The sequence below is a fragment of the Enterobacter cloacae complex sp. 309I3 genome, from assembly GCF_050031595.1.
In the GTDB taxonomy this organism is placed as follows: Bacteria; Pseudomonadota; Gammaproteobacteria; order Enterobacterales; family Enterobacteriaceae; genus Enterobacter; species Enterobacter cloacae.
In genome coordinates this window covers 2850209-2874882 of record NZ_JBLGWI010000001.1, presented here as the reverse complement: position 1 = coordinate 2874882, position 24674 = coordinate 2850209, and the positions used below count along the sequence as shown (strand labels likewise).

22 protein-coding genes and 2 pseudogenes are annotated in these 24674 nt (G+C 54.4%); 18 read left to right on the top strand and 6 right to left on the bottom strand.

What is annotated here, in order from left to right; all coding sequences use genetic code 11:
- Positions 1 to 10: 10 nt before the first annotated feature.
- The 9 genes from tssH to tri1 all read left to right on the top strand — a co-directional run bounded on the left by tssH (position 11) and on the right by tri1 (position 11079).
- On the top strand, positions 11 to 2626 hold the full coding sequence (gene tssH, locus ACQG22_RS13655; protein ID WP_369706762.1) for a type VI secretion system ATPase TssH: 2616 nt from the start codon (positions 11 to 13) through the stop codon (positions 2624 to 2626).
- A 24-nt stretch (positions 2627 to 2650) separates the two neighbouring features.
- Positions 2651 to 4084, top strand: coding sequence for a serine/threonine protein kinase (locus tag ACQG22_RS13650; protein WP_280595779.1), 1434 nt, complete (start codon positions 2651 to 2653; stop codon positions 4082 to 4084).
- A gap of 20 nt (positions 4085 to 4104) precedes the next feature.
- Positions 4105 to 4908 carry a hypothetical protein gene (locus ACQG22_RS13645; RefSeq protein ID WP_045903140.1) on the top strand — a complete coding sequence of 268 codons (804 nt, stop codon included), beginning with the start codon at positions 4105 to 4107 and terminating at the stop codon, positions 4906 to 4908.
- Positions 4892 to 5356: a hypothetical protein gene (locus tag ACQG22_RS13640; protein ID WP_251999594.1), complete on the top strand. Its 465-nt coding sequence runs from the start codon at positions 4892 to 4894 to the stop codon at positions 5354 to 5356. Before ACQG22_RS13645 ends, ACQG22_RS13640 begins: the two co-directional genes overlap by 17 nt.
- A gap of 51 nt (positions 5357 to 5407) precedes the next feature.
- A complete protein-coding gene (locus tag ACQG22_RS13635; RefSeq protein ID WP_369706761.1) occupies positions 5408 to 5875 on the top strand; it encodes a hypothetical protein in 468 nt (155 codons plus the stop codon).
- A 65-nt stretch (positions 5876 to 5940) separates the two neighbouring features.
- Positions 5941 to 7869 carry a type VI secretion system Vgr family protein gene (locus tag ACQG22_RS13630; RefSeq protein WP_045903137.1) on the top strand — a complete coding sequence of 643 codons (1929 nt, stop codon included), beginning with the start codon at positions 5941 to 5943 and terminating at the stop codon, positions 7867 to 7869.
- An 11-nt stretch (positions 7870 to 7880) separates the two neighbouring features.
- Complete coding sequence (locus ACQG22_RS13625; protein ID WP_045903136.1) at positions 7881 to 8675, top strand: DcrB-related protein; 795 nt, start codon at positions 7881 to 7883, stop codon at positions 8673 to 8675.
- A 2-nt stretch (positions 8676 to 8677) separates the two neighbouring features.
- Positions 8678 to 10012, top strand: coding sequence for a PAAR domain-containing protein (locus tag ACQG22_RS13620; RefSeq protein ID WP_369706760.1), 1335 nt, complete (start codon positions 8678 to 8680; stop codon positions 10010 to 10012).
- Positions 10009 to 11079 (top strand): ADP-ribosylarginine hydrolase Tri1, encoded by a 1071-nt coding sequence (gene tri1 / locus ACQG22_RS13615; protein WP_369706759.1) that lies wholly within the window; start codon positions 10009 to 10011, stop codon positions 11077 to 11079. The genes ACQG22_RS13620 and tri1 overlap by 4 nt, the downstream gene beginning before the upstream one ends.
- A gap of 135 nt (positions 11080 to 11214) precedes the next feature.
- On the opposite strand, the gene ychF is transcribed toward tri1, so the two are convergent.
- Entirely contained in the window at positions 11215 to 12306 is a 1092-nt protein-coding gene (gene ychF / locus ACQG22_RS13610; protein WP_013096225.1) for a redox-regulated ATPase YchF, read from the bottom strand.
- A gap of 126 nt (positions 12307 to 12432) precedes the next feature.
- The gene (pth, locus tag ACQG22_RS13605; RefSeq protein WP_013096226.1) at positions 12433 to 13017 is read right to left on the bottom strand and encodes an aminoacyl-tRNA hydrolase; all 585 of its coding nucleotides are present in this window, start codon (positions 13015 to 13017) and stop codon (positions 12433 to 12435) included.
- 273 nt (positions 13018 to 13290) lie between these two features.
- Here pth and ychH point away from each other — a divergent pair, with 273 nt between their 5' ends.
- On the top strand, positions 13291 to 13566 hold the full coding sequence (gene ychH / locus ACQG22_RS13600) for a stress-induced protein YchH (RefSeq protein WP_013096227.1): 276 nt from the start codon (positions 13291 to 13293) through the stop codon (positions 13564 to 13566).
- A 124-nt stretch (positions 13567 to 13690) separates the two neighbouring features.
- A complete protein-coding gene (locus tag ACQG22_RS13595; RefSeq protein WP_161657418.1) occupies positions 13691 to 14749 on the top strand; it encodes a MerR family transcriptional regulator in 1059 nt (352 codons plus the stop codon).
- Here ACQG22_RS13595 and dauA read toward each other — a convergent pair.
- From dauA to lolB, 4 genes are all read right to left on the bottom strand, one after another.
- Entirely contained in the window at positions 14735 to 16414 is a 1680-nt protein-coding gene (dauA, locus tag ACQG22_RS13590; RefSeq protein WP_038419850.1) for a C4-dicarboxylic acid transporter DauA, read from the bottom strand. The two genes, ACQG22_RS13595 and dauA, sit on opposite strands and share 15 nt — an antisense overlap.
- Positions 16415 to 16659: 245 nt before the next feature.
- Positions 16660 to 17607, bottom strand: coding sequence for a ribose-phosphate diphosphokinase (prs, locus tag ACQG22_RS13585; RefSeq protein ID WP_003856663.1), 948 nt, complete (start codon positions 17605 to 17607; stop codon positions 16660 to 16662).
- Positions 17608 to 17734: 127 nt separating this feature from the next.
- On the bottom strand, positions 17735 to 18604 hold the full coding sequence (gene ispE / locus ACQG22_RS13580) for a 4-(cytidine 5'-diphospho)-2-C-methyl-D-erythritol kinase (RefSeq protein WP_369706758.1): 870 nt from the start codon (positions 18602 to 18604) through the stop codon (positions 17735 to 17737).
- Positions 18601 to 19212 (bottom strand): lipoprotein insertase outer membrane protein LolB, encoded by a 612-nt coding sequence (lolB, locus tag ACQG22_RS13575; protein WP_013096231.1) that lies wholly within the window; start codon positions 19210 to 19212, stop codon positions 18601 to 18603. Before lolB ends, ispE begins: the two co-directional genes overlap by 4 nt.
- 201 nt (positions 19213 to 19413) lie before the next feature.
- On the opposite strand from lolB, the gene hemA reads away from it, so the two are divergent.
- From hemA to kdsA, 7 genes and pseudogenes are all read left to right on the top strand, one after another.
- Positions 19414 to 20670 carry a glutamyl-tRNA reductase gene (gene hemA / locus ACQG22_RS13570; protein ID WP_013096232.1) on the top strand — a complete coding sequence of 419 codons (1257 nt, stop codon included), beginning with the start codon at positions 19414 to 19416 and terminating at the stop codon, positions 20668 to 20670.
- Positions 20671 to 20711: 41 nt separating this feature from the next.
- The gene (gene prfA / locus ACQG22_RS13565) at positions 20712 to 21794 is read left to right on the top strand and encodes a peptide chain release factor 1 (protein WP_013096233.1); all 1083 of its coding nucleotides are present in this window, start codon (positions 20712 to 20714) and stop codon (positions 21792 to 21794) included.
- Positions 21794 to 22630, top strand: a complete 837-nt coding sequence (gene prmC / locus ACQG22_RS13560; protein ID WP_369706757.1) for a peptide chain release factor N(5)-glutamine methyltransferase — start codon at positions 21794 to 21796, stop codon at positions 22628 to 22630. Before prfA ends, prmC begins: the two co-directional genes overlap by 1 nt.
- A pseudogene (locus ACQG22_RS13555) lies at positions 22600 to 22698 on the top strand (siroheme synthase); the annotation flags it as partial. The gene prmC and the pseudogene ACQG22_RS13555, both read left to right, overlap by 31 nt.
- Positions 22699 to 22821: 123 nt before the next feature.
- Positions 22822 to 22964, top strand: a pseudogene (locus ACQG22_RS13550) (siroheme synthase); the annotation flags it as partial.
- Between the two features lie 3 nt (positions 22965 to 22967).
- Positions 22968 to 23777: an invasion regulator SirB1 gene (gene sirB1, locus ACQG22_RS13545; RefSeq protein ID WP_013096236.1), complete on the top strand. Its 810-nt coding sequence runs from the start codon at positions 22968 to 22970 to the stop codon at positions 23775 to 23777.
- 36 nt (positions 23778 to 23813) lie between these two features.
- The gene (kdsA, locus tag ACQG22_RS13540) at positions 23814 to 24668 is read left to right on the top strand and encodes a 3-deoxy-8-phosphooctulonate synthase (RefSeq protein ID WP_013096237.1); all 855 of its coding nucleotides are present in this window, start codon (positions 23814 to 23816) and stop codon (positions 24666 to 24668) included.
- Positions 24669 to 24674 lie beyond the last annotated feature (6 nt).

Genomic DNA, 24674 nt, shown 5'->3' with positions numbered 1-24674 from the left:
GGAAACTAACATGTCAGAAATTAGCCGTGCCGTGCTTTTCGGCAAACTGGATACGCTGTTATTTACCTCTCTGGAAAGCGCCACCGCGTTCTGCAAGCTGCGCGGCAACCCCTACGTCGAGCTGGTGCACTGGCTGCATCAGTTGATGCAGCAGCAGGATGGCGATCTGCAACAGGTGATCCGTCATTTTGCCCTCGACGAACAGCAGCTGACGCGCGATATCGTGGCGGCGCTCGATGCCCTGCCGCGCGGAGCCAGTTCCGTTTCCGATCTCTCCGAACATATCGACAGCGCCGTCGAGCGCGCCTGGGTCTATGGATCGCTGAAGTTTGGCGTCAGCCGTATCCGCGGTGGCCATCTGCTGATCGGCATTCTGAAAACCTGGAATCTGGCGAACGTGTTGAAGAGCATCTCGGCGCAGTTTACCCGTCTTAACGTCGAGGTGCTGATTGAGCAGTTCGATACTATCTGTGCCAACAGCAAAGAGACGCAGCAGGCCGCGGCCGCAGTGGATGCGCCAGCCGGTTCGGTGCCTGCTGCCCAGGGAACGCTGGCCCAGTATGGTCAGGACCTGACCGCCCGTGCCCGTGAAGGCAAAATTGACCCGGTGGTTGGGCGCGATGAAGAGATCCGCCAGATGATCGATATCCTGATGCGTCGCCGCCAGAACAACCCGCTGCTGACCGGGGAAGCCGGCGTCGGAAAAACGGCGGTGGTGGAAGGGCTGGCGCTGCGCATCGCCGACGGCGATGTGCCGGAGCCGCTGCAAAACATTCAGTTGTGGCTGCTGGATATCGGCATGCTGCAGGCCGGTGCCGGGATGAAAGGCGAGTTCGAAGCCCGTCTGCAGGCATTAATCAATGAAGTACAGTCCAGCGCCACGCCAGTCATTCTGTTTATCGATGAAATCCACACCCTGATCGGTGCGGGCGGTCAGCAGGGCACCGGTGATGCCGCCAACCTGCTGAAGCCAGCGCTGGCGCGTGGACAACTGCGTACCATTGGCGCCACCACCTGGGCGGAATACAAAAAATACATCGAGAAAGATCCGGCGCTGACCCGTCGCTTCCAGACGGTGCAGGTACATGAACCCGATGAGGCCAAAGCGGTTCTGATGCTGCGCAGCACCGTGTCGCCGCTGGAGACCCACCACCAGGTCTTACTGCTCGACGAAGCGGTTAGCGCAGCCGTGAAGCTTTCGCATCGCTACATTCCGGCCCGTCAGCTGCCGGATAAAGCCGTTGCGCTGCTGGATACGGCCTGCGCTCGCGTGGCGGTGAGCCAGAGTGCACCTCCGGCGCAGCTGGAAGATTGCCTGCGCCATCTTGCGGCGCTGGACGTAGAAATTGAGATAGCGGAGCGCGAAGCGCGCGTCGGTGCAGGGGAATCTGAGCGCGTCACGGCATTAACCGCAGAGCGTGACGCGTATGAAGCCAAACGTGAGGCCCTGGCCCGGCGCTGGGAAGACGAGCGTAGCCTGGTGCAGGAGATCATTCGCCTGCGTGCCGCACTGTTTGCGGCGGGCGATGAGGATACCGCTGAGCTGCGCAGCCAACTGGCAGAGCAGCAGCAGGCGCTGAACGCCTTACAGGGTGATGAACCGCTGCTGTTTGCCGCTGTGGATGAAAACGTGGTGGCGGCCGTAGTCTCTGACTGGACCGGCATCCCGCTGGGCCGGATGGTGAAAAACGAGATAGATGCGGTACTGAACCTCGCCGACACGCTGAACCAGCGGGTGATTGGCCAGCGTCACGGTCTGGATCTGATTGCCCGCCGGGTGAAAACCTCCCGGGCAAAACTCGACGATCCGAACAAGCCGGTTGGCGTGTTTATGCTCTGTGGCCCGTCCGGCGTGGGGAAAACCGAAACCGCGCTGGCGCTGGCGGAGTCGCTGTACGGTGGTGAGCAGAACGTCATTACCATCAATATGAGTGAATTCCAGGAAGCGCACACCGTTTCCACCTTAAAAGGTGCACCCCCGGGATACGTCGGGTATGGTGAAGGCGGGGTGTTAACCGAGGCCGTCCGTCGCCGTCCTTACAGCGTGGTGTTGCTGGACGAAATCGAAAAAGCGCACCCGGACGTACATGAGATCTTCTTCCAGGTCTTCGACAAAGGCTGGATGGAGGATGGCGAAGGTCGTCACATTGATTTCCGTAATACGATTATTATTTTGACGTCTAACGTCGGGACCGAGCTTATCAGCGCCATGTGTGCCGATCCGGAACTGATGCCGGAGCCGGAGGCGTTAAGCGGGGCGCTGCGCCAGCCGCTGCTGGAGGTGTTCCCACCGGCGCTGCTGGGCCGTCTGCTGGTGGTGCCGTACTATCCGCTGAGCGACGCGATGCTGGGGCAAATTGTTCGCCTGCAGCTCAAACGCATTCAGCGTCGGCTGGAAGAGAATCACAATATTATTTCCGAGTTTGATGACAGCGTTGTAGAACAGATTGTTCAGCGCTGTACCGAGGTGGAATCAGGTGGACGTATGGTGGATGCGATCCTGACCAACACCTTGCTGCCTCAGATGAGTCAGATATTACTTACCGCCAGCCGCAGCGACGAGCAGTACCGACGTCTGCATGTCACCTGCGAGCTGGGCGAGTTTCACTGTCAGTTTGCCGCGTAATAATCATCAAGAGAACTGTAAAAGATGACGGATAATGATAACAATCGGACTGTCCCAAACGCGCTCCCGGTCGGGTATCGCTTCAACGAGTTTGAAATTAAAGAGGTGATTGGCGGCGGCGGATTCGGCATCGTCTATCGCGCCTGGGATCACCAGCTCGAACGCACTATCGCTATCAAAGAATTTATGCCTTCTTCGCTCGCCGTGCGCGGCGACGACATGACGCTGGTACTGCGCAGCGAACGCTTTGGCAAAGCGTTTTCGGCGGGGCTGAACAGCTTCATTCAGGAAGCCCGCCTGCTGGCGCGCTTCAACCACCCGAACCTGCTGCACGTGTTGCGCTTCTGGGTGCAAAACGATACGGCTTACATGGGCACGCTGTTTTACAGCGGCACCACGCTTTCTCGCCTGCGCGAGGAGAAGCCGGAGCTGATTAACGAGGCATGGATCCGTCGTACGCTGCCGATGCTGTTTGGCGCAATAAAGACCATCCATGACGAGGGCTATCTGCACCGCGATATTTCGCTGGATAACATCCAGATCCAGGATAACGGCCTGCCGGTGCTGCTGGACTTCGGCTCCGCGCGTCGCACCATCGGTAACCTCTCTGACGAAACCGAGACCATGCTGCGTCCGGGCTTTGCGCCTATCGAGCAGTACACCGACGACAACGAAAGCGAGCAGGGACCGTGGACGGATATCTACGCGCTCGGCGCGGTGCTGCGCACCCTGATCGTGGGCTCACCGCCACCGGTCAGCGTGGTGCGTTCCATTCAGGATACCTGCAAACCGCTGGCGGAAATCCAGCCGCAGGGGTACTCCCTGTCGCTGTTGCAGGCTATCGACCGTGCCCTGGCGTTGCACATGGAAGACCGTCCGCAGTCTATTGATGAGTTCGCGGCGTTAATCGAGATGCCGGTCGCCGGTATCGATGACGTGCTGACTGCTAAAAAACCGGGCACCATGCTGGTGCCGGTGGAAGAAGAGGCACCGGCTTCGGCGTTTGACTGGCATCGTTACAAGATCCCCGGGATGGTTGCCGCGGGTGTGCTGGTCGGGGTGGTCGCTGGCGCGATGCTGTTCAGCGGCGGCCACGATGCGCCAGAACAGGCTGCGCAAGCGCCGGAAGCATCCCGCACGACGGAAACCGCATCGAACGCGCCAGATGTCAAACCGGAGACCGCGAAGGTGAGCGAACAAGCGGCAACGCCTGCAACAGCGCAACCGACGCCGCCACCGGTTGAAGCCAGCCCGATTGCTCTGGTCTACATTCGCATTCTTGACGGCGAGACGTTGAAAGTGAACGGCGAGCCAAAAGCGCTGCGTCCGGCGAACAACGGCTATGCATCGCTCAAGCTGCCGGCGGGTGAGGTGAGCATTGAACTGCAGGGCAACGGCAGAACCCGTAGCCAGACGCTGGATATCGTGAAGCCTGGCACCTGGCTGGTGAATCCGTAGGAATATAAACAGGAGATCTTATGGAAGTGTACGATCTTAGAAGCCAAAGACTTCATCCAAAGGAATTCGAAAAGATTGTCTCTCCTGTGTATGCACGGAGCGATGTAGGTCGTGAATTTGTCGTGGTTCGTGGAGTATCTAATCCATTTCACAGCATAGACGGCCTGAGTATACGACATCGCTTCGAATTTAACCCTAACGCGGTATTTGATCCGCTATATGCTCAGAACCTGAATAAGATTGAGCGATTAATTGACTCAGGGGAAGTGGTTTTAATTGCTCAACGCCAACGTACAAAATCCACTTACCCTTTTTTCATCGCTGAATCGGGTGATTTATTTTGTGTTGATCCGACGATGTACAACTCGGCTTTTGTAAATTACATCATCGAGCGCTATCGCCATAATGTGGCTCTGTTCGGAAAACCTTCTCCAACGAGAGATACGTTTGTTCCCGCCACGGCTCAATATGGGCCTGGATATTGGAAGACGGTAGACAATGATTATCATGGCACAAAAAATGTTCTGATTATGGCGATAAACCGACTGACAAGTATGGGGGATGAGGGGCGAGTTTTTGGATCTGACGGCAAAGATTATATGAATACGTCACGTGATAAAATTCAACATTGGACGCCTTTACCTGATGATTTAGATAATGTTTCTCGTGCCTTGATATCGGAAAAGTCTGTAATCAGGCGATATGGTGAAGCACGATCGATTTATCAAAAGTATCAGGAAGGGGATGATGCCTGGGCTGTAAGTGGTAAATCATGGCAATGGATACCGGGAGTCAGAGAAGAAGATTATGAATTTAAAAAATAAATTATGGTATTTCTGGGGATGTATGGATGTCCTGGCAGTCATGCTTTATTTTGTGAATGCAATTCGGCAGGGTAGAATTCCATTTATTTCTGATATCTTGGCGTTTAGTGGCCTTTCCAGCGATGTTGCAAGCGGTGGTTATAGTGCTCTGGTATTCCTTTTTTTTATTTTGGATTTAGTTCTCTTACTTTCGCTATTTGCTTCTGCCTGGTTCTTCTTTAAAAGAAAAACATATGCGATTAAGTTTGCGATTATCCAAGAGGTTTTGCGGTTTATTTCTTTCAGATGTTCAGTAACGCTATTTCCTCTGTTAGTAACCGTGTCTGGAATATCAAACGCTTGGCTGAATTTAGGGTTGTTTGTTTTATCTGAGTGTCTGAAATTATATTCTATGCTCTATTTGATGAGCAACAGGAAAACAGAACGTAGTTTAAATGACTCGCGTTGATTGACGAAAATAAATTTTCTTTGCGAAATTTAAATTACGTTGGTGCCCAGTATGACTGCGAGAGAAAAAATATTCTACTTTTGGGGTGTCATGGATGTCATTGGGGCTGTGTATTACGCCATTGATTCCTGGGGTTTTCTGGGTGGGGATTGGGTTTCAGCATTAGTGAATCTGGCTTTGCTAGTGTACATGACATGGTTCGGAGGGGTAGATGATACGTTGCAGGGGACGTATTACCTTTTTTATGTGTTGATACCGCTGGTGTTGCTTTTTTCTGCGTGGTTTTTTTTCAAGAAAAAGCATTATGCTGTTAAGTTTTCATTGTCACTTGAGGTTTTGCGCATTATCACTTTACGAAGCTCAGTACCTTTTTTTCCTATGATTGCAGGTGGATTAGGATGGGGCGGATTAAAAGTAAATATCTCTCTTCTTGTCCTGTCTGAAATAGCAAAGATAGGTTCACTTATTTATCTCATAAAAAGTCAACCCGCCATAAATAAGTCGGCTGAATCAGAATAGTATTCAGCATGTCAGATCTACTGACGTAATCATTTGTGTCGCATAAGCCATATGGAATAACGATTATGCTCAACCGAATTACCGTTCAGCTCCCCGTCGAGGGGCTGCTTTTCTGGAAACTCTCCGGCCGCGAGGCGATGTCCGAGTCGTTCGCCCTGACGCTGACCCTGCTCGGCACGGATGCGCGTATCGACCGCAGCAAACTGCTGGGCCAGCCGGTCACGGTGACCATCCCGACCCAGAACCTGCTTACCCCGCGCTATATCAACGGCAAAGTCACGCGCGTGGCGGTGAGCGCCGTTGAGCTGACGGGCACGCGCTATGCGGTGTATCAGCTGACGGTGGAGCCGGACCTGTGGCCGATGAAGCGCGACCGTAACCTGCGTATCTTCCAGGGGCAGACGGTGCCGCAGATTGTGAAAACCCTGCTGGGCGAGCATCAGGTCAACGTGGAAGATAAGCTCACCGGCAGCTACCGGGTGTGGGACTACTGTGTCCAGTATCAGGAGTCGAGCCTGGACTTCATCAGCCGCCTGATGGAGCTGGAGGGAATAGCGTATTACTTCAGCCACGAGGCCGATAAACACACCCTGGTGCTCACCGATGCCGCCACGCAGCATCAGCCGTTCAGCGGTTACGAGGTCATCCCCTATCACCAGACGCCGTCCGGCGGCAGCACGGACGAAGAGGGCATCAGCCAGTGGGCGCTGGAGGACAGCGTCACGCCGGGCATTTACAGCCTCGACGACTACGACTTCCGCAAGCCGAACGCGTGGCTGTTCCAGGCGCAGCAGAACCCGGCGTCGCCGAAACCGGGCAGCATTGACGTGTATGACTGGCCTGGGCGCTTTGTGGAGACCGGGCATGCGGAGTTCTACGCCCGCATTCGCCAGGAGCGCTGGCAGGTGGAGCATCAGCAGATTCAGGCCACGGCCACGGCAGCGGGTATTGCGCCGGGCCACACCTTCACCCTGACCAACGCACCGTTCTTCAGCGATAACGGTGACTATCTGGTGACGGCGGCCGGGTATCATCTGGAAGAGAACCGCTATGCCAGCGGCGAAGGGGAGACCATCCACCGCATCGATTTCACGGTTATCCCGGCGTCGGTGTCGTTCCGTCCGGCGCAGTCCACGGCGTGGCCGCGCACCTACGGCCCGCAGACGGCGAAGGTTGTCGGGCCGCAGGGAGAGAGCATCTGGACGGACAAATATGGCCGCGTGAAGGTGAAATTCCACTGGGACCGTCTGGCAAAAGGGGACGACACCAGCTCCTGCTGGGTGCGTGTGTCGAGCGCCTGGGCGGGCCAGGGTTACGGCGGGGTGCAGATCCCGCGCGTGGGCGATGAGGTGGTGGTGGACTTTATCAACGGTGATCCGGACCGTCCGATTATCACCGGGCGCGTGTACAACGATGCCAGCATGCCACCGTGGGCGCTGCCGGCAGCGGCGACGCAGATGGGCTTTATGAGCCGCACGAAAGATGGCTCCGTGGATAACGCCAACGCCCTGCGGTTTGAGGACAAGGCGGGTGCGGAGCAGGTGTGGATCCAGGCCGAGCGCAATCTCGATATCAACGTCAAAAATGATGAATCGCATGCCACGGAAAAAAATCGAACCCAATATGTGGGAGAGGATGAAACCTTACGGGTGGCAAAAAATCAGAAGGCAGGGGTTAAAGGGGATGTGGTCTGCCTGACGGGCAACAGCCGCAGCGATAAAGTTGTTAATAACTTTATTATTTCAGCGGGCAATACGTTGAGGCTGGAGTGTGGTGAAAGCGCTATCGAATTATCAAAAGACGGGAGCGTGAACATCATTGGCAATAACTTTAACTTTACCGCAAAACAGAGTGCACAAATAAACACGCTTTCCGGGGAATTGCATCTTAACCCTGCTGATGGCAGCAATGCCATCGATGCGCCAGGGGCATCCCACCAGACGGCAATTCAGCAGGAAGTGGATGGTTTTTTTGTTATTAATGCCAACAAATAAGAGTAACTCAAATGGCTGAATATATTCTCCAGGAAGCTACCCTGGCGTTACCAGATGTATATAAAGACAGAACCATGAATTTATTTACCCTGAGCGAAAATGGTGCCAGTGAGTTTACCTTCGTTGTTTCTCGTGCCAGTGTAAAAAAAGATGAGAGTGTGCATGATGTGGCAACTCGTCTGGTGCGTGAGTTAGAAATTACCGTACCAGATTTTAACCTGACGTCCTCGCATATGACCACTGTTGATAATCACGCGGCTGCGGAGCTTTTTTATCATTTTAAAAATGATGGTACGACCGTTTTTCAGAAGCAGACCATTATTTTAATGGACGAGCATCCCGCTGGGCGAAAAATGGTGTGTTACATCGGTACCTGTCCTGGTGAGTTTAGCGATTATTATCACAATCAATATCAAGCAATTATCCGCAGTATCAAGTTCCATAAGCCAGCTCCGACCGAAACCAGAGACATGCTTGAGGCCAACACAGAGGGGCCATTTTTTGCACTTGATAGCGAGAGTAAGATACTCAGCGTGTTTAAAAACATTCAGGAGCTTTACGGGCATCTTTCGCTTCAGCGGGCGAAAGAGGGACACTATTTACTTTTTGATAAGCAGGGGGCACCTTTAAGTATTGCGCCTGTCCCGGGCAGTCAGCCTCTTCGTTACGCGCTGTGGACCCTTTCTGCAGAAAAATCCCACCACTTAGTTTCACAGCTTTCTGTTTGCCGCCAGGTCTCAGGTTCTGACGACCTTAACTCAACAGATCAGATCCGCAAGTATCTGATGGCGCAGAGAGCCAAATAGTCATGTCCGAATGTCTGGCCGCACGTGTAGATGACGAGATTGCTCATACAGCCTCAAAAGGATGGATGATCGCTGGGCTTGTAGGTGGGGCAATTCTGGGAGCAGCTGCCGTTGTTGTTACCGGTGGGACCGCTCTGGTAGCCGTTTCTGCTGTCGCCGCAGGGGCGTGTGCTGCCGGTGGTTTGGGTGAGGTCCTGGGAAGTATGTCATGGGCACCGCGTCACACTACGGGTACGTTGAAAGAAGGTTCGCCCAATGTTTTTATCAACAGCCGAAAGGCTATCCGCGCTCATCTATCGGCTGGAGAGTGTGACGAACACAGCGGCAGCCTGCAACGGGTTGCCGAAGGTTCGATAAAGGTTTACATCAACAACTTTCCTGCTTCTCGCACTGGCGATAAGCTGACATGCAGCGCTGAGATTAGCCAGGGTTCGCGTAATGTTATCATTGGTGGAGGCAAGGTCCAGACCGATGAAATAAGTCCTGAAATTCCTGAATGGGTAAACTGGACGATGCTCGCCGTTGGTGCCGGAGCGGTGGCGGTGCTGGCCAGTCCGGCAATTGCACTTCTGAGCACTCTCGGTGCAATGGGCGGTGGAACTATTGGTAGCTACGCGGGTGGGATGCTTTTTGGCGAAGGTAGCGACGGTCAGAAATGGGGGATGCTAATCGGCTCCGTTATCGGCGGCGGGGCTGGCATGAAAGGCGGGGCACGATTTGATGCGTGGCGTGCTGGGAAATCTATGCCGCGTGTTGTTGCTGAACCCGCAATCGCGCCGGCGATGCCCAAGATGAGTTTAGCTGAAGCTGTAGGGAAACAAAGGGCAGAAAATTGGATTAGCCGCGGCAGGGAGCTCGCGGATAATCGTGATCCTGCTTTGTCTGCATTACTGAGTGATGAACAAGTAGGTGCATTATATGGTTATACTACGGATCCGGGGTACCAGATGGTGAATCCTGCATTACGAGGTATGAAACCCATGACCAAAGAAATGGAAGCATTTACTCAACATATAAATGATGGTCTGGATCAGCTTCCGGTATACAGCGGTGAGACTTTCCGAGGAATGAATAGCTTACCTTCAAATATTTTGGAAGGCTATACTCCAGGCAAAACGGTTATCGATCCCGCCTTTGTAAGTACTGATATTAACCAAGGATTCAGCGGACCGATTCAAATGCGTATTGAAGGGGTTTCGGGCAGGAAAATTGACTTTTTGTCAGAATTCAATGCTACTGAAACTGAAGTACTCTTTAAACCCAATACAACGTTTGAGGTTATCAGCAGGTCAGATGAGCTTGGAGTTACGAACATAGAATTAAAGGAAATACCATGATCGACCTACATGTCGAAGATTCAATAATTAATCATTATGCCGATCGCTATCGTTGCTATATGCCCGTAAATGTCCGTAAGGCTGTAAAACGTGACAGTGATGAATCTGTTTCTTCCATTCATGCATGGGATCAAACATTACCATTAATTTCGTCGGTAGAGATTTCCCGCAATAAAGCGCTTGGAGCATTTGTTGGTTTGGCTGTTGGAGATGCAGTCGGAACAACCCTTGAGTTTAAAAAAAGAGACAGTGAATATGTACATGATATGCTGGGCGGTGGACCTTTTCAGTTAAATCCTGGGGAGTGGACAGATGATACCTCAATGGCATTATGTGTGGCAGAAACATATCTTTCCGAAAAAAGAATGCATACTGATGTACTGAGACAGTATCTTTTGAACTGGTATTTAAAAGGAGAAAATAGCAGTAATGGACGCTGTTTCGACATTGGAAATACAACACGCTTTGCTCTAGAACAGTATATGCGCGTTGGACCATCTTGGTATGGTAATACAGAAAAACATACTGCGGGTAATGCGGCAGTGATTCGTCAGGCACCGGTGTCGATCTTTCGTCGAAAATCGTTGCGCGCCATTTATTTTGAATCTCAGGCTCAGAGCCGGGCTACCCATGGCGCGGTGGAATCTATTAATGCATGCCAGTTTCTGGGGTTGATACTGCATTATTTGATAAATGGTTATTCAAAAGAACAAACTTTTTCACCTCATGTTTTCCCTCTCTGCGCGCGTGTAATGGTTATCAACGCAGGTGAATACAAAAATAAAAGCCGTGACCAAATCCGCTCAAGTGGTTACGTAATCGATACGCTTGAGGCCGCGATGTGGTCCGTATGGAATACTGATAATTTTCGGGATGCGATTCTGCTGGCTGCCAATCTTGCCGATGACGCTGACAGCGTTGCGGCGACGGCGGGACAAATAGCAGGTGCGTTGTATGGTTATTCCGGTATTCCGCTGGAGTGGAAAAACAAGCTGGTCCAGCACGATAGAATTTTCCAAATGGCAGGTGAATTGTTCGATAGGGCACCCGAGGATACTTTTTTATAAATACAACATAGTACGGTTATTATCCCGTGCCGTGTATTTAGGCGCTAAAGCCATAATATAAAGATAATTCCGCCGATTACTTCTAATAATAAAAAAATCCACGCCAAAGCGTGGATTTTTTTCATTCATATCGACTCAGACGTTAAACAGGAAGTTCATCACATCGCCATCTTTAACGATGTAGTCTTTCCCTTCAGCACGCATCTTGCCAGCTTCTTTCGCGCCTTGCTCACCCTTGTAGGTAATGAAGTCTTCGAACGCGATAGTCTGCGCACGGATGAAGCCTTTCTCGAAATCGGTGTGGATCTTGCCCGCAGCCTGTGGAGCCGTTGCGCCAACAGGGATAGTCCACGCACGCACTTCTTTCACCCCAGCGGTGAAGTAGGTCTGCAGGTTGAGCAGGGCATAACCTGCGCGGATAACGCGGTTCAGACCTGGCTCTTCCAGTCCCAGCTCGGCCATGAACTCGTCACGCTCTTCGTCATCCAGCTCGGCGATATCGGCTTCTACAGCGGCACAAACCGGAACAACGACAGAACCTTCTTTCTCGGCGATAGCACGAACCTGATCGAGGTACGGGTTATTTTCAAAACCGTCTTCGTTCACGTTGGCAATGTACATGGTTGGCTTCAGCGTCAGGAAGCTCAGGTAGCGGATAAGCTCTTTCTCGTCTTTGCTCAGGTCAAGAGAGCGCAGCATACCTGCGTTTTCCAGCTGTGGCAGACATTTTTCCAGTACCGCTAATTCGGCTTTGGCGTCTTTATCGCCACCTTTGGCTTTCTTGGAGATACGGTGGATCGCACGTTCGCAGGTATCCAGATCCGACAGCGCCAGCTCGGTATTGATTACATCAATATCTTCCGCCGGGTTTACTTTGCCCGCTACGTGGATAATGTTGTCGTTCTCGAAGCAACGCACCACGTGACCGATCGCTTCGGTTTCACGGATGTTGGTCAGGAACTGGTTACCCAGACCTTCACCTTTGGATGCACCTTTCACCAGGCCCGCGATGTCCACGAATTCCATGGTGGTTGGCAGAATGCGCTGCGGCTTCACGATTTCCGCGAGCTGGTCCAGACGCGGGTCGGGCATTGGCACAACGCCGGTGTTAGGCTCGATGGTACAGAACGGGAAGTTCGCCGCTTCGATACCCGCTTTGGTAAGCGCGTTAAACAGGGTGGATTTGCCCACGTTTGGCAGACCGACGATACCGCATTTGAATCCCATTTCTAAATCACCTTAATATCTTGATAATCAATCCGTTAACGATAACCGACTGATGAAAAGTAAATAACTACGCCTATTATACACGTAACCCGCCTACCGCGCGGTAAAAATGCCGTATCGGGCAGATTATTGCGCTTTGAAAGCATGTAAGCGGTTTGTCGCTTTGGTTAACCCATCTTTGAGCCAGATTTCAGTGCAGCGCGCCGCTTCGTCTACCGCCTCATCAATCAGTTTCTGCTCAGAAACCGGGGGCTTACCCAGCACAAAACCAACAACTTTGTTTTTATCGCCCGGATGGCCGATTCCTACGCGCAAACGGTGAAAATTCGGGTTATTACCCAGCTTACTGATGATATCTTTCAGACCGTTGTGTCCGCCATGGCCGCCGCCCAGTTTAAACTTTGCCACCCCTGGCGGCAGGTCCAGCTCATCGTGAGCAACCAGAATCTCATCCGGATTGATGCGATAAAACGTTGCCATTGCCGCCACGGCCTTGCCGCTCAGGTTCATAAAGGTGGTAGGCACCAGCAGGCGCACATCCGCACCGGCGAGATTGATACGTGAGGTATACCCGTAGAATTTTGGTTCTTCACGCAGGGGAGCTCGTAACCGTTCGGCCAGCAGATCAACGTACCAGGCCCCGGCATTGTGGCGGGTTGCAGCGTACTCTGCGCCTGGGTTGGCGAGGCCGACAATCAGTTTAATCGTCACGATTCAATTCCTAATGGGTTCCAGATCTGGCGCGTAGTTTACTGTCTGGCGCGCCGCTTGACAAAATTCTGCGACCTTAACAGCGAAATACGAATAATTACTTATTTGAACAATTAGAATTTCAAGTTGTTCAATGCGTTATTTGTAAATTTTTGTTTGGGAGTAATCTGTAATTGTGATCATTGACGCAACTCATAAAAGGGGCGTTGTCTATACTTTACACACAAGGAATAGGGACTTATTCCCTACAACCCAAAGTTCCGGAGGTGACATATGAAACGCAAAAACGCTTCGTTACTCGGTAACGTGCTGATGGGGTTGGGGCTGTTCGTGATGGTAGCCGGTGTGGGTTATTCAATTTTAAACCAATTGCCGCAGCTTGATCTCCCACAATACTTTGCGCATGGTGCGGTATTGAGCATCTTCCTGGGGGCGGTTCTGTGGCTCGCCGGGGCGCGTGTGAGCGGTCATGAGGAAGTGTGTGATAAATACTGGTGGGTGCGCCATTACGACAAACGCTGCCGCCGCGACCAGCATAAGCACAGCTAGTGCGCATAGAATAAAGAACACTGAAACGACTCCAGATGGAGTCGTTTTTTTTTGCCTGAGGGGTTGACCCTCACGTAACGTAAGGCACCAGAGTGGCGTCACTGGCAAAATAAAAGGAGCAGTTATGTTGATTCAGGTGGGTGAACTGGCAAAACGCGCTGGGATCACCGTGCGCACATTGCATCACTATGAGCAAACAGGGTTATTGCTGCCTTCTGCCAGAAGCGCGGCAGGCTACCGGCTTTATAATCTGGCGGATGTACAGCGCTTGCATATGATTCAGGCACTGGCAAAAGCGGGGCTGGAGCTTGCTGAAATCAGGGATTTTCTGGAGCAGGCGTCGCTTTCGTTAACGGAACTCCTCGATGCGCAAATCAGTTTGCTGGATAAACAGCTGCGCAGCATTAACACGCTGCGTGACAGGCTGGTGGACTTGCGCACCGGGCTTACCCGCGATGAAACCCCCGATCTGGAATCCTGGCTACAGACTCTGGAGTTAATGAATATGTACGATCGTTGGTTTAGCAAAGAAGAGTTACAGCAACTGCCGTTTGCGGTGCAGAAAGATGCGCTGGCGGCTGTCTGGTCAGGGCTGGTTACCGAGGCCAACACGCTGCTGGAACAGCACATACCCGTTTCTGACCCACGGGCGATGGATCTCGCGACGCGCTGGATGGAGCGCCTGGAGCAGGACACTGCCGGCAAGCCGGAGTTTCTCACCCGGCTGAACGAGATGCACAGCGTCGAACCGCAAATGCGTGAGCAAACGGGCATCACCGCAGAGATGACCGACTACATCACGCGGGCGTTTGCCGAATCGAAGCTGGCCATCTGGGAAAAGTATCTCTCTGCCGATGAGATGGCTTTTACACGGAAACACTACTTTGACCGCATGATGGAGTGGCCGCCGCTGGTGGCGAAGCTGCACCAGGCGCAGCGGGAAAATCTCGATCCCGCCTCTGACGAGGCGCAAAAGCTGGCTGAAACCTGGCTGGCGTTGTTCCAGTCATATGCAGGAACAAACCCTGAGACGCAGCAAAAGTTTCGCGCTGCTATGCAGCAGGAGCCGCATCTGATGAAAGGGACGTGGATGACGCCTGCTGTGCTTGAATGGCTCCAGCAGGCGATAGGGATAATGATGCAGAGACGTTTCTCCGCATCAGATGAATCACAGATCCGCTAACGCGGCGTCGCGGTTGGGATAGAAGGCAAGGCGGCCAGGGATCGGCTGCACGCCAGCGCGCGCCATAGTGCGCAGCGGCTGAAATTCCAGATTACTCACCCGCAGCTCACAGCCTTCCGGCAGACGTTTTACAAAGCGCTGGAAGGCGTCCAGCCCACCGGCGTCCAGCACCGGTACGGCATCCCATTTCAGCACCACAATCCGTTTGCCCGCAATGCGGGATTCCAGATCGCTGAACAGGCCTTCCGCCGCAGCGAAGAACAGCGGACCGATTACCCGCAACACCAGCACATCATCAGGCACCTCCACGTTTACCGGGGAAAGGCGCGTCATCTGCGCGATCCGGCGCATAAACAGCAGGGAGGCCAGCACGATGCCGACGCTGATGGCGATCACCATATCGAACAGCACGGTCAGCGACATACAGATCAGCATGACGATGATGTCGTCTTTCGGTGCGCGACGCAGCAGGTTCACCACCTTATGCGCTTCGCTCATGTTCCAGGCCACCATCAGCAGCAGGGCAGCCATGGCGGAGAGCGGCAGCCAGGAGAGCAGCGGCGCGAGGATCAGCAACGCGAGGATCACCAGCAGAGAGTGGATAACCGCTGAAACCGGTGAGGTTGCACCCGCGCGCACGTTGGCCGCAGAACGGGCGATAGCCGCGGTGGCTGTAATACCGCCGAAGAACGGAGCGATGAGGTTACCTAAGCCCTGGCCGACCAGCTCGCTGTTGGCTTTGTGCTTGGTACCGGTCATGCCATCGAGCACTACGGCGCAGAGCAGAGATTCAATCGCCCCCAGCATCGCCATTGAAAAGGCGGCGGGCAGCAGTGCGCGCAGCGAATCCCAGCTTAAGGTAAAGCTGGAACCGGGCATGTCCCAGGGAAGAACCAGCTGTGGTAACAGTTGGGGAATACCGCTGCCCTGAGAACCGTCCGCCAGAACATAGTGGAACTGCGAGCCGATGGTGGCGACATGACCACCAAACATGTTGACGATGGCCATCACCGCGCAGCCCAGCAGCAACGCGGGCAGGTGGCCAGGCAGACGAATGCCTAAGCGCGGCCAGACGATGAGCGTACCCAGCGTAACGATCCCGATGGCGGCATCGCCCAGGTTGGCCGTGGGCAGTGCCATAAACAGTGCCCCCACTTTCTGCAGATAGTGCTCAGGAACGTGAGGCATCTGCAGCCCCAGGAAATCTTTAATTTGCATCGTTCCGATGGTGATGCCGATCCCGGAGGTGAATCCCAGCGTTACGGAAAGGGGAATATATTCAATCAGCCGGCCAAAGCGGGCCAGGCCAAAGAGAATCAAAAAGAGGCCAGACATGAGCGTGGCAACCAGCAGGCCTGCCAGACCAAACTGCTGTGATACCGGATAGAGGATCACCACAAAAGCAGCGGTAGGGCCGGACACACTGAAACGCGAACCGCCCGTGAGGGCAATCACGATCCCGGCGACGGCCGAGGTATACAGGCCATACTGTGGAGCCACGCCGCTGCCAATCGCCAGCGCCATGGCCAGCGGAATGGCGATAATACCAACGGTGATCCCGGCAATCAGGTCACGGATAAAGCGTGACGAGGTGTATTTCTCTTTCCAGCATGCGTCGATGAGGGCGCGAAAGGGCAGAACATGTGAGGAAGTGATGTTTTTCACAATTATCTATCATCCGTATGCGCATCATCTGTCATATGAATGGCAGGTGAAGGAGGCATTAATCATTGCTCGTCATACTTCGCGCTGCAGATGCGTTGGCTGCGCTCATTCATCCCAGTCACTTACTTGAGTAAGCTCCTGGGATTCATTCACTTGCCGCCTTCCTGCAACCCGAATTATTTAGAGCATTAATAAATATCAGAAACAAAAAAACCCGCCGCAGCGGGTTTTTCGGCCGTGTTCGATTAGTGTTCGAACATTGCAGAGATGGATTCTTCGTTGCTGATACGACGAATCGCTTCGGCCAGCATCCCGGACAGGGTCAGGGTACGCACGTTTGGCAGTGCCTTGATCTCGTCACTCAGTGGGATGGTATCGCATACCACAACTTCGTCAATGACGGAGTTACGGAGGTTGTTTACCGCGTTACCGGAGAAGATCGGGTGAGTCGCGTACGCGAACACGCGCTTGGCACCACGCTCTTTCAGCGCTTCAGCGGCTTTACACAGCGTACCGCCGGTATCGATCATGTCGTCAACCAGCACGCAGTCACGGCCAGCAACGTCACCGATGATGTGCATCACCTGAGAAACGTTAGCGCGCGGACGGCGTTTGTCGATGATTGCCATGTCGGTATCGTTCAGCAGCTTAGCGATAGCTCGAGCACGTACCACGCCGCCGATGTCCGGAGACACCACAATTGGGTTGTCCAGGTTCAGCTGCAGCATATCTTCCAGCAGGATTGGGCTGCCGAATACGTTATCAACCGGGACGTCGAAGAAGCCCTGAATCTGCTCTGCGTGCAGGTCAACGGTCAGTACGCGGTCAACGCCAACGCTGGACAGGAAGTCCGCGACAACTTTAGCGGTGATTGGCACACGCGCGGAACGGACGCGACGGTCCTGGCGGGCATAGCCAAAGTAAGGGATTACAGCAGTGATACGGCCTGCAGAAGCGCGACGCAGGGCATCGACCATAACAACCAATTCCATCAGGTTGTCATTCGTTGGAGCACAGGTGGACTGGATGATGAAAATATCACCACCGCGTACATTTTCGTTAATTTGTACGCTGACTTCGCCGTCGCTAAAGCGACCTACAGCGGCGTCGCCGAGGGAAGTGTACAGGCGGTTGGCAATACGTTGTGCTAGTTCCGGGGTGGCGTTACCAGCAAAAAGCTTCATATCAGGCACGAGAAGAACCTCAGGCATGCGTCCAGTGGTGGATAGCGTTCGCCGCAAACTGTGCGGGGCCAGGCGAAATGCTATCCAGGCGGTGTATTAAAGAGCGCGATGCAACGTCTGGAACAGGGTGACGTTGTCACCGAAACTCAGTCTGCGCCAGAATGGCCTGCTGTAGGGGGGAGGTGTTCATCCCGCGCGCTACAAAACCATGCAGCCAATCCGGCGCTTGCTCAAGCACCTGACGAGCGGCGGATTCGGTGTCAAATTCAGCAAAGACACAGGCCCCTGTACCAGTCAGGCGCGACGGCGCGTATTCTAACAGCCAGGAAAGCGCCGCATCAACCTCGCGAAAACGTTTTCTTGCGATAACCTCGCAATCGTTGCTGAATTCACAATTTAATAACGTTTCTATTGACCGCGCCGGGGTATTGCGTGGCAGCTCAGGATCTTTGAAGATGACCGGAGTCGGAATGCTGACGCCTGGATGGGCTACGAGGTACCATTTTTCCGGCGGTTCAACCGGGGAGAGGATTTCACCCACCCCTTCAGCAAATGCTGCATGACCGCGCACAAACACCGGGACATCCGCCCCCAGCGTTAACCCTAACGCGGCCAGTTCATCCGTTGACAATCCGCAGCCCCAGAGATGATTCAGGGCGACCAGGACGGTCGCGGCATTGGATGAACCGCCACCCAGCCCACCGCCCATCGGCAGACGCTTCTCAATGCGAATATCCGCACCGCTCCCGGCGGGCAAGCGCCCGGTGTCAGCCGCTGCGTTCATCAGCAGACGCGCGGCGCGCACGATCAGGTTATCCTCATGCGCTACGCCTTCCACCGGCGTCAGCAGACAGATCTGCCCGTCCTGACGCAGCTCAATCGAGAGCGTGTCGCCATAATCGATAAACTGAAACAGCGTCTGCAGGATGTGATACCCGTCAGCACGTTGGCCGGTGATATATAAAAACAGGTTAAGTTTTGCCGGAGAGGGCCAGTGGGTCATCATTTAACGATCCAGTTGTCCATTTTCAGCTTGATGCGCTGGCTACCCTGCGTCAGCTCCATATTCGACGGCAGCGACGGTTTACTGTTGCTGTCATAGGCGCTGTACACCACCTTCCAGGTTTTACCATTCTGCGTGTAGTTCACCTGGCTCAGACGGTACTGATCGTCCAGGGTGTAGTCGGTGGCGTCACCCGGCAGGCCCAGGATCCACTGGCGCAGGCTGTTCAGCGGGATAGGCATTCCGGTCAGTTTGCCAATCATCTCTTCCGCGTCGGTGGCGGTGTAGTGCTGGCCTTTGTTATCCGTGATCTGCGCTTCACCCGGCTTAGCGTTAAGCTCCAGCTCGGTACTGCCCAACGGGTTCAGCAGCAGCAGGCGGTAGTTATCTTGCCCCGTTTGCTGCCAGAAGAAGCGGGCATAAACCTTTTGTTCGTCAGAGAGATAAGCAAACGCGCCGCGGGTCTGGTACTGACTTAAATTACGTACGTCCTGCTGGTGCTGACGCCACTGTGGTGAGTCAGGGCTTTTGCCCGGGCCTTTTGGTTGAGTGACAGAACATGCGGTCAGAACCAGTGCTGCCAGCGGCAGCAGGCGAATCAGTCGGGTCATAATGAGGACAAATCCTTGAGATACGTTGCAGTTATAACTGTTAATGCTAGCGTTGAAGGGTGTCACCGTCTACGTTCAAATTATCTCAAAGCGTTGAGTAACCTATTACTCCGAAAGGGGGCAGTCTCTTTTATTGATCTCGCGCATCCTGTATGATGCGTCTTGCTAACCTTATTAACGCTGGTACTACTCCCGCTCAACATGACCCTATTAGCACTCGGCATCAACCACAAAACCGCCCCGGTTTCGCTGCGAGAACGCGTCACGTTTTCGCCGGATACGCTCGACCTGGCGCTGGATAGCCTGCTTGCACAACCGATGGTGCAGGGCGGGGTGGTGCTCTCGACGTGCAACCGTACCGAGCTTTACTTAAGCGTGGAAGAGCAGGATAACCTGCATGAAGCGCTGATCCGCTGGTTATGCGACTACCACAATCTCAACGAAGACGAGCTGCGTAAGAGCCTGTACTGGCATCAGGATAACGATGCGGTGAGCCATCTTATGCGTGTCGCGAGTGGTCTGGATTCGCTGGTGCTGGGCGAGCCGCAAATTCTCGGTCAGGTAAAAAAAGCGTTTGCGGATTCGCAAAAAGGGCATCTGAAAGCCAGCGAGCTGGAGCGTATGTTCCAGAAGTCATTCTCCGTGGCGAAGCGTGTGCGAACCGAAACCGACATTGGTGCCAGTGCGGTTTCTGTTGCGTTCGCGGCCTGTACCCTTGCACGTCAAATCTTCGAATCCCTGTCGACCGTCACCGTGATGCTGGTCGGCGCGGGCGAAACCATTGAGCTTGTGGCGCGCCATCTGCGCGAGCATAAAGTGAAAAAGATGGTTATCGCTAACCGCACCCGCGAGCGTGCACAGGTGCTGGCAGACGAAGTCGGGGCCGAGGTGATTGCGCTGAGCGAGATCGACGAACGTCTGAAAGAGGCGGACATCATCATTAGCTCGACGGCCAGCCCGCTGCCGATTATCGGTAAAGGGATGGTAGAGCGCGCGCTGAAATCCCGTCGTAATCAGCCAATGCTGCTGGTGGATATCGCCGTTCCGCGTGATGTCGAACCGGAGGTTGGCAAACTGGCCAACGCCTATCTCTACAGCGTGGATGATCTGCAAAGCATCATTTCGCACAACCTTGCCCAGCGTAAAGCGGCAGCGGTGCAGGCGGAAACCATTGTCGAGCAGGAAGCCAGTGAATTTATGGCCTGGCTGCGCGCGCAAAGCGTCAGCGAGACCATCCGCGAATATCGCGGTCAGGCGGAGCAGGTGCGTGATGACCTGACTGCCAAAGCGTTAGCGGCTCTGGAACAGGGCGGCGACGCACACGCTATTATGCAGGATCTGGCCTGGAAACTGACCAATCGCTTGATCCATGCACCAACCAAATCACTCCAGCAGGCTGCCCGTGACGGGGACGATGAACGCCTGACTATTCTGCGCAACAGCCTCGGGCTGGAATAGCGCTCTATACCCATTTTCTATTACAAGGTGCACTTACGCCTATGAAGCCTTCTATCGTCGCTAAACTGGAAGCTCTGCACGAGCGCCATGAAGAAGTCCAGGCGCTGCTCGGCGATGCCGGGACCATTGCGGACCAGGAACGTTTTCGCGCACTGTCGCGTGAATATGCGCAGTTAAGTGATGTTTCAAAATGCTTTACCGACTGGCAACAGGTTCAGGAAGATATCGAAACCGCGCAGATGATGCTCGACGATCCTGAAATGCGCGAAATGGCGCAGGAAGAGCTGCAGGATGCCAAAGCGCGCTCAGAAGAGATGGAGCAACAGCTGCAGGTGCTTCTGCTGCCGAAAGATCCAGACGACGAGCGTAACGCGTTTGTGGAAGTCCGCGCCGGAACGGGCGGTGATGAGGCGGCACTGTTCGCCGGAGACCTGTTCCGCATGTACAGCCGTTACGCCGAATCGCGTCGCTGGCGCGTGGAGATCATGAGCGCCAACGAAGGCGAGCACGGCGGTTTTAAAGAGGTGATCGCCAAAATCAGCGGTGACGGCGTGTACGGCCGTCTCAAGTTTGAGTCCGGCGGCCATCGCGTGCAGCGTGTACCGGCGACCGAGTCGCAGGGCCGTATTCACACTTCAGCCTGCACGGTTGCGGTGATGCCAGAGCTGCCGGAAGCGGAACTGCCGGACATTAACCCGGCCGATCTGCGTATTGATACCTTCCGTTCTTCCGGGGCGGGTGGTCAGCACGTTAACACCACCGACTCCGCCATCCGTATTACCCACCTGCCAACCGGCATTGTGGTGGAGTGTCAGGACGAACGCTCTCAGCACAAAAACAAAGCGAAAGCGCTGTCCGTGCTGGGTGCGCGTATTCACGCGGCGGAAATGGCCAAACGGCAGCAGGCGGAAGCGTCAACCCGTCGTAACCTGCTGGGCAGCGGCGATCGTAGCGACCGTAACCGTACCTACAACTTCCCGCAGGGCCGCGTGACCGACCACCGCATCAACCTGACGTTATACCGTCTGGATGAGGTGATGGAAGGCAAGCTTGATATGCTGATTGAGCCTATCGTGCAGGAATACCAGGCCGACCAGCTGGCGGCATTGTCCGAGCAGGAATAATGGATTTTCAGAGCTGGTTACGCCTGGCCACCGGCGCGCTCCCTGACAGTGAAAGCCCGAAGCGCGACGCCGAAATTTTGCTGGAATATGTGACGGGAAAAGCCCGCACGTATCTGCTGGCCTTCGGTGAAACCGAACTGACCGTAGAGCAGGAAGCGCAGCTGGCCGCGCTGCTTACCCGCCGTAAAACCGGCGAGCCGGTGGCGCATCTGGTTGGGGAGCGCGAGTTCTGGTCGTTACCCTTGTTCGTCTCAGCGGCGACGCTAATCCCGCGTCCTGACACCGAATGTCTGGTGGAGCAGGCGCTGGCGCGGTTACCCGCAGCGGCCAGCCGCATTCTCGATCTCGGAACGGGCACTGGCGCAATCGCGCTGGCGCTCGCCACCGAGCGGCCCGATTGCGCGGTAACGGCGGTCGATGTGATGCCCGACGCGGTGGCACTGGCGCAGCGTAACGTTGAGCGACTGGGCGTGACTAATGTGACCGTGCTGCAAAGCAGTTGGTTCAGTGCGCTGGAGAAGCAGACGTTCGCGATGATTGTCAGTAATCCGCCCTATATTGACGAACACGACCCGCACCTGGCGCAGGGGGATGTTCGCTTTGAACCGCTGACGGCGCTGGTCGCAGGTAATGCAGGGCTGGCCGATCTGGAACACATTGTGACAACGTCACGACAACATCTCCTGCCCGGCGGCTGGCTGCTGGTGGAGCATGGCTGGACGCAGGGGGAGGCGGTGCGTGGGCTTTTCAGGCAGACGGGTTATGCTGCTGTCGAGACCTGCCGCGACTACGGCGGTAACGAGCGTCTGACGCTGGGGCAGTGGCAGTGGCAGTGAAAACAGGTTATCTGCCATTTACTGATAAAGGCGCATGGCTGACTGAAAAGCTGTTTGGCGTTATCATCTATACCCAAAATAATTCGAGTTGCATGAAGGCGGCAAGAGAGCGAGTCCTCAGGAGCATAGTTAACTATGTGACTGAGGTGAGCGAGCGCAGCCAACGCGCATGCAGCTTGAAGTATGATGGGTATATATCGTTTTGGGTTTTATCGCGCCTGGACGTCGTCGTCCGCGCAGCCAGCAGGTCGGGTTTATCGCCTTTCTGCTGGGTCTGGTGGTGCTGTACATCATCATTAAACTCGCCACCACTAGAATACCGTTACTGGGGTAAGTCATGAGGTCCTTAGCCGATTTCGAATTTAATAAAGTGCCGCTCTGCGATGGCATGATCCTGATTTCGGAGATGATTCGCGACGATTTTACGTCGCAGTATGTCTACGATGAGCTGGAAAGTCTGGTCAGCCTGGCGCGCGAAGAGATCAATCAGGCGCGTCCGCAGGACTGGCAACTGGAAAAGCTGCTGGAGCTTTTCTACGGCGAGTGGGGTTTCTGCGACACGCGTGGCGTGTATCGCCTGTCTGACGCATTATGGCTGGACCAGGTCTTAAAAAATCGTCAGGGCAGCGCCGTTGCGCTGGGCTCTATTTTGCTGTGGATCGCGCACCGTCTGGATATTCCACTGGTGCCGGTCATTTTCCCGACGCAGATGATCCTGCGTGCCGAGTGGCTGGACGGGGAGATGTGGTTAATCAATCCGTTTAACGGCGATACGCTGGATGAACATACGCTGGATGTCTGGCTGAAAGGTAATATCAGCCCGGTGGCCGAGCTCTTTAACGAAGATCTCGACGAAGCCGATAACGCCGAAGTGATCCGCAAGCTGCTGGATACGCTGAAATCTGCACTGATGGAAGAGCGGCAGATGGAGCTGGCCTTGCGCGCCAGCGAAGTGCTGCTGCAATTTAATCCGGAAGACCCGTACGAAATTCGCGACCGCGGGCTGATTTATGCCCAGCTCGACTGCGAGCATGTGGCGCTGAACGATTTAAGCTATTTCGTCGAGCAATGCCCGGAAGACCCGATCAGCGAAATGATTCGCGCGCAGATCAACGCGATCTCGCACAAACAAATTACACTGCATTAATCTTTATTCCGATTCACACTTAAATAAGGCGATCCTATGAAACAAAAAGTGGTTAGCATTGGTGATATCAACGTGGCAAACGACCTGCCGTTCGTGCTGTTTGGCGGTATGAACGTGCTGGAATCCCGCGATCTCGCCATGCGTATTTGCGAGCACTACGTGACCGTGACCCAGAAGCTGGGCATCCCGTACGTGTTTAAAGCCTCTTTTGACAAAGCCAACCGCTCTTCCATTCACTCCTACCGTGGCCCGGGCCTGGAAGAGGGGATGAAAATTTTCCAGGAACTGAAGCAGACCTTTGGCGTGAAAGTGATCACCGACGTTCACGAGGCGTCTCAGGCGCAGCCTGTGGCTGACGTGGTTGACGTTATTCAGTTGCCAGCGTTCCTGGCTCGTCAGACTGACCTGGTGGAAGCGATGGCCAAAACCGGTGCGGTCATCAACGTGAAGAAGCCGCAGTTCGTGAGCCCAGGCCAGATGGGGAACATCGTCGATAAGTTTATCGAAGGCGGTAACGACAAGGTGATCCTGTGCGACCGTGGTTCCAACTTCGGTTACGACAACCTGGTTGTGGATATGCTGGGCTTCACCGTGATGAAAAACGTCTCTAACCAGTCTCCGGTGATCTTTGACGTGACCCACTCTCTGCAGTGCCGCGACCCGTTTGGTGCCGCGTCTGGTGGCCGTCGTGCGCAGGTGACCGAACTGGCGCGCGCCGGTATGGCGACCGGCCTGGCGGGTCTGTTCATTGAAGCGCACCCGGATCCGGCGAATGCGAAATGCGACGGTCCATCCGCGCTGCCGCTGGACAAACTGGAGCCGTTCCTGAAACAGATCAAAGCGATTGACGATCTGGTGAAGAGCTTCGACGAGCTGGATACCAGCAACTAATAAAAA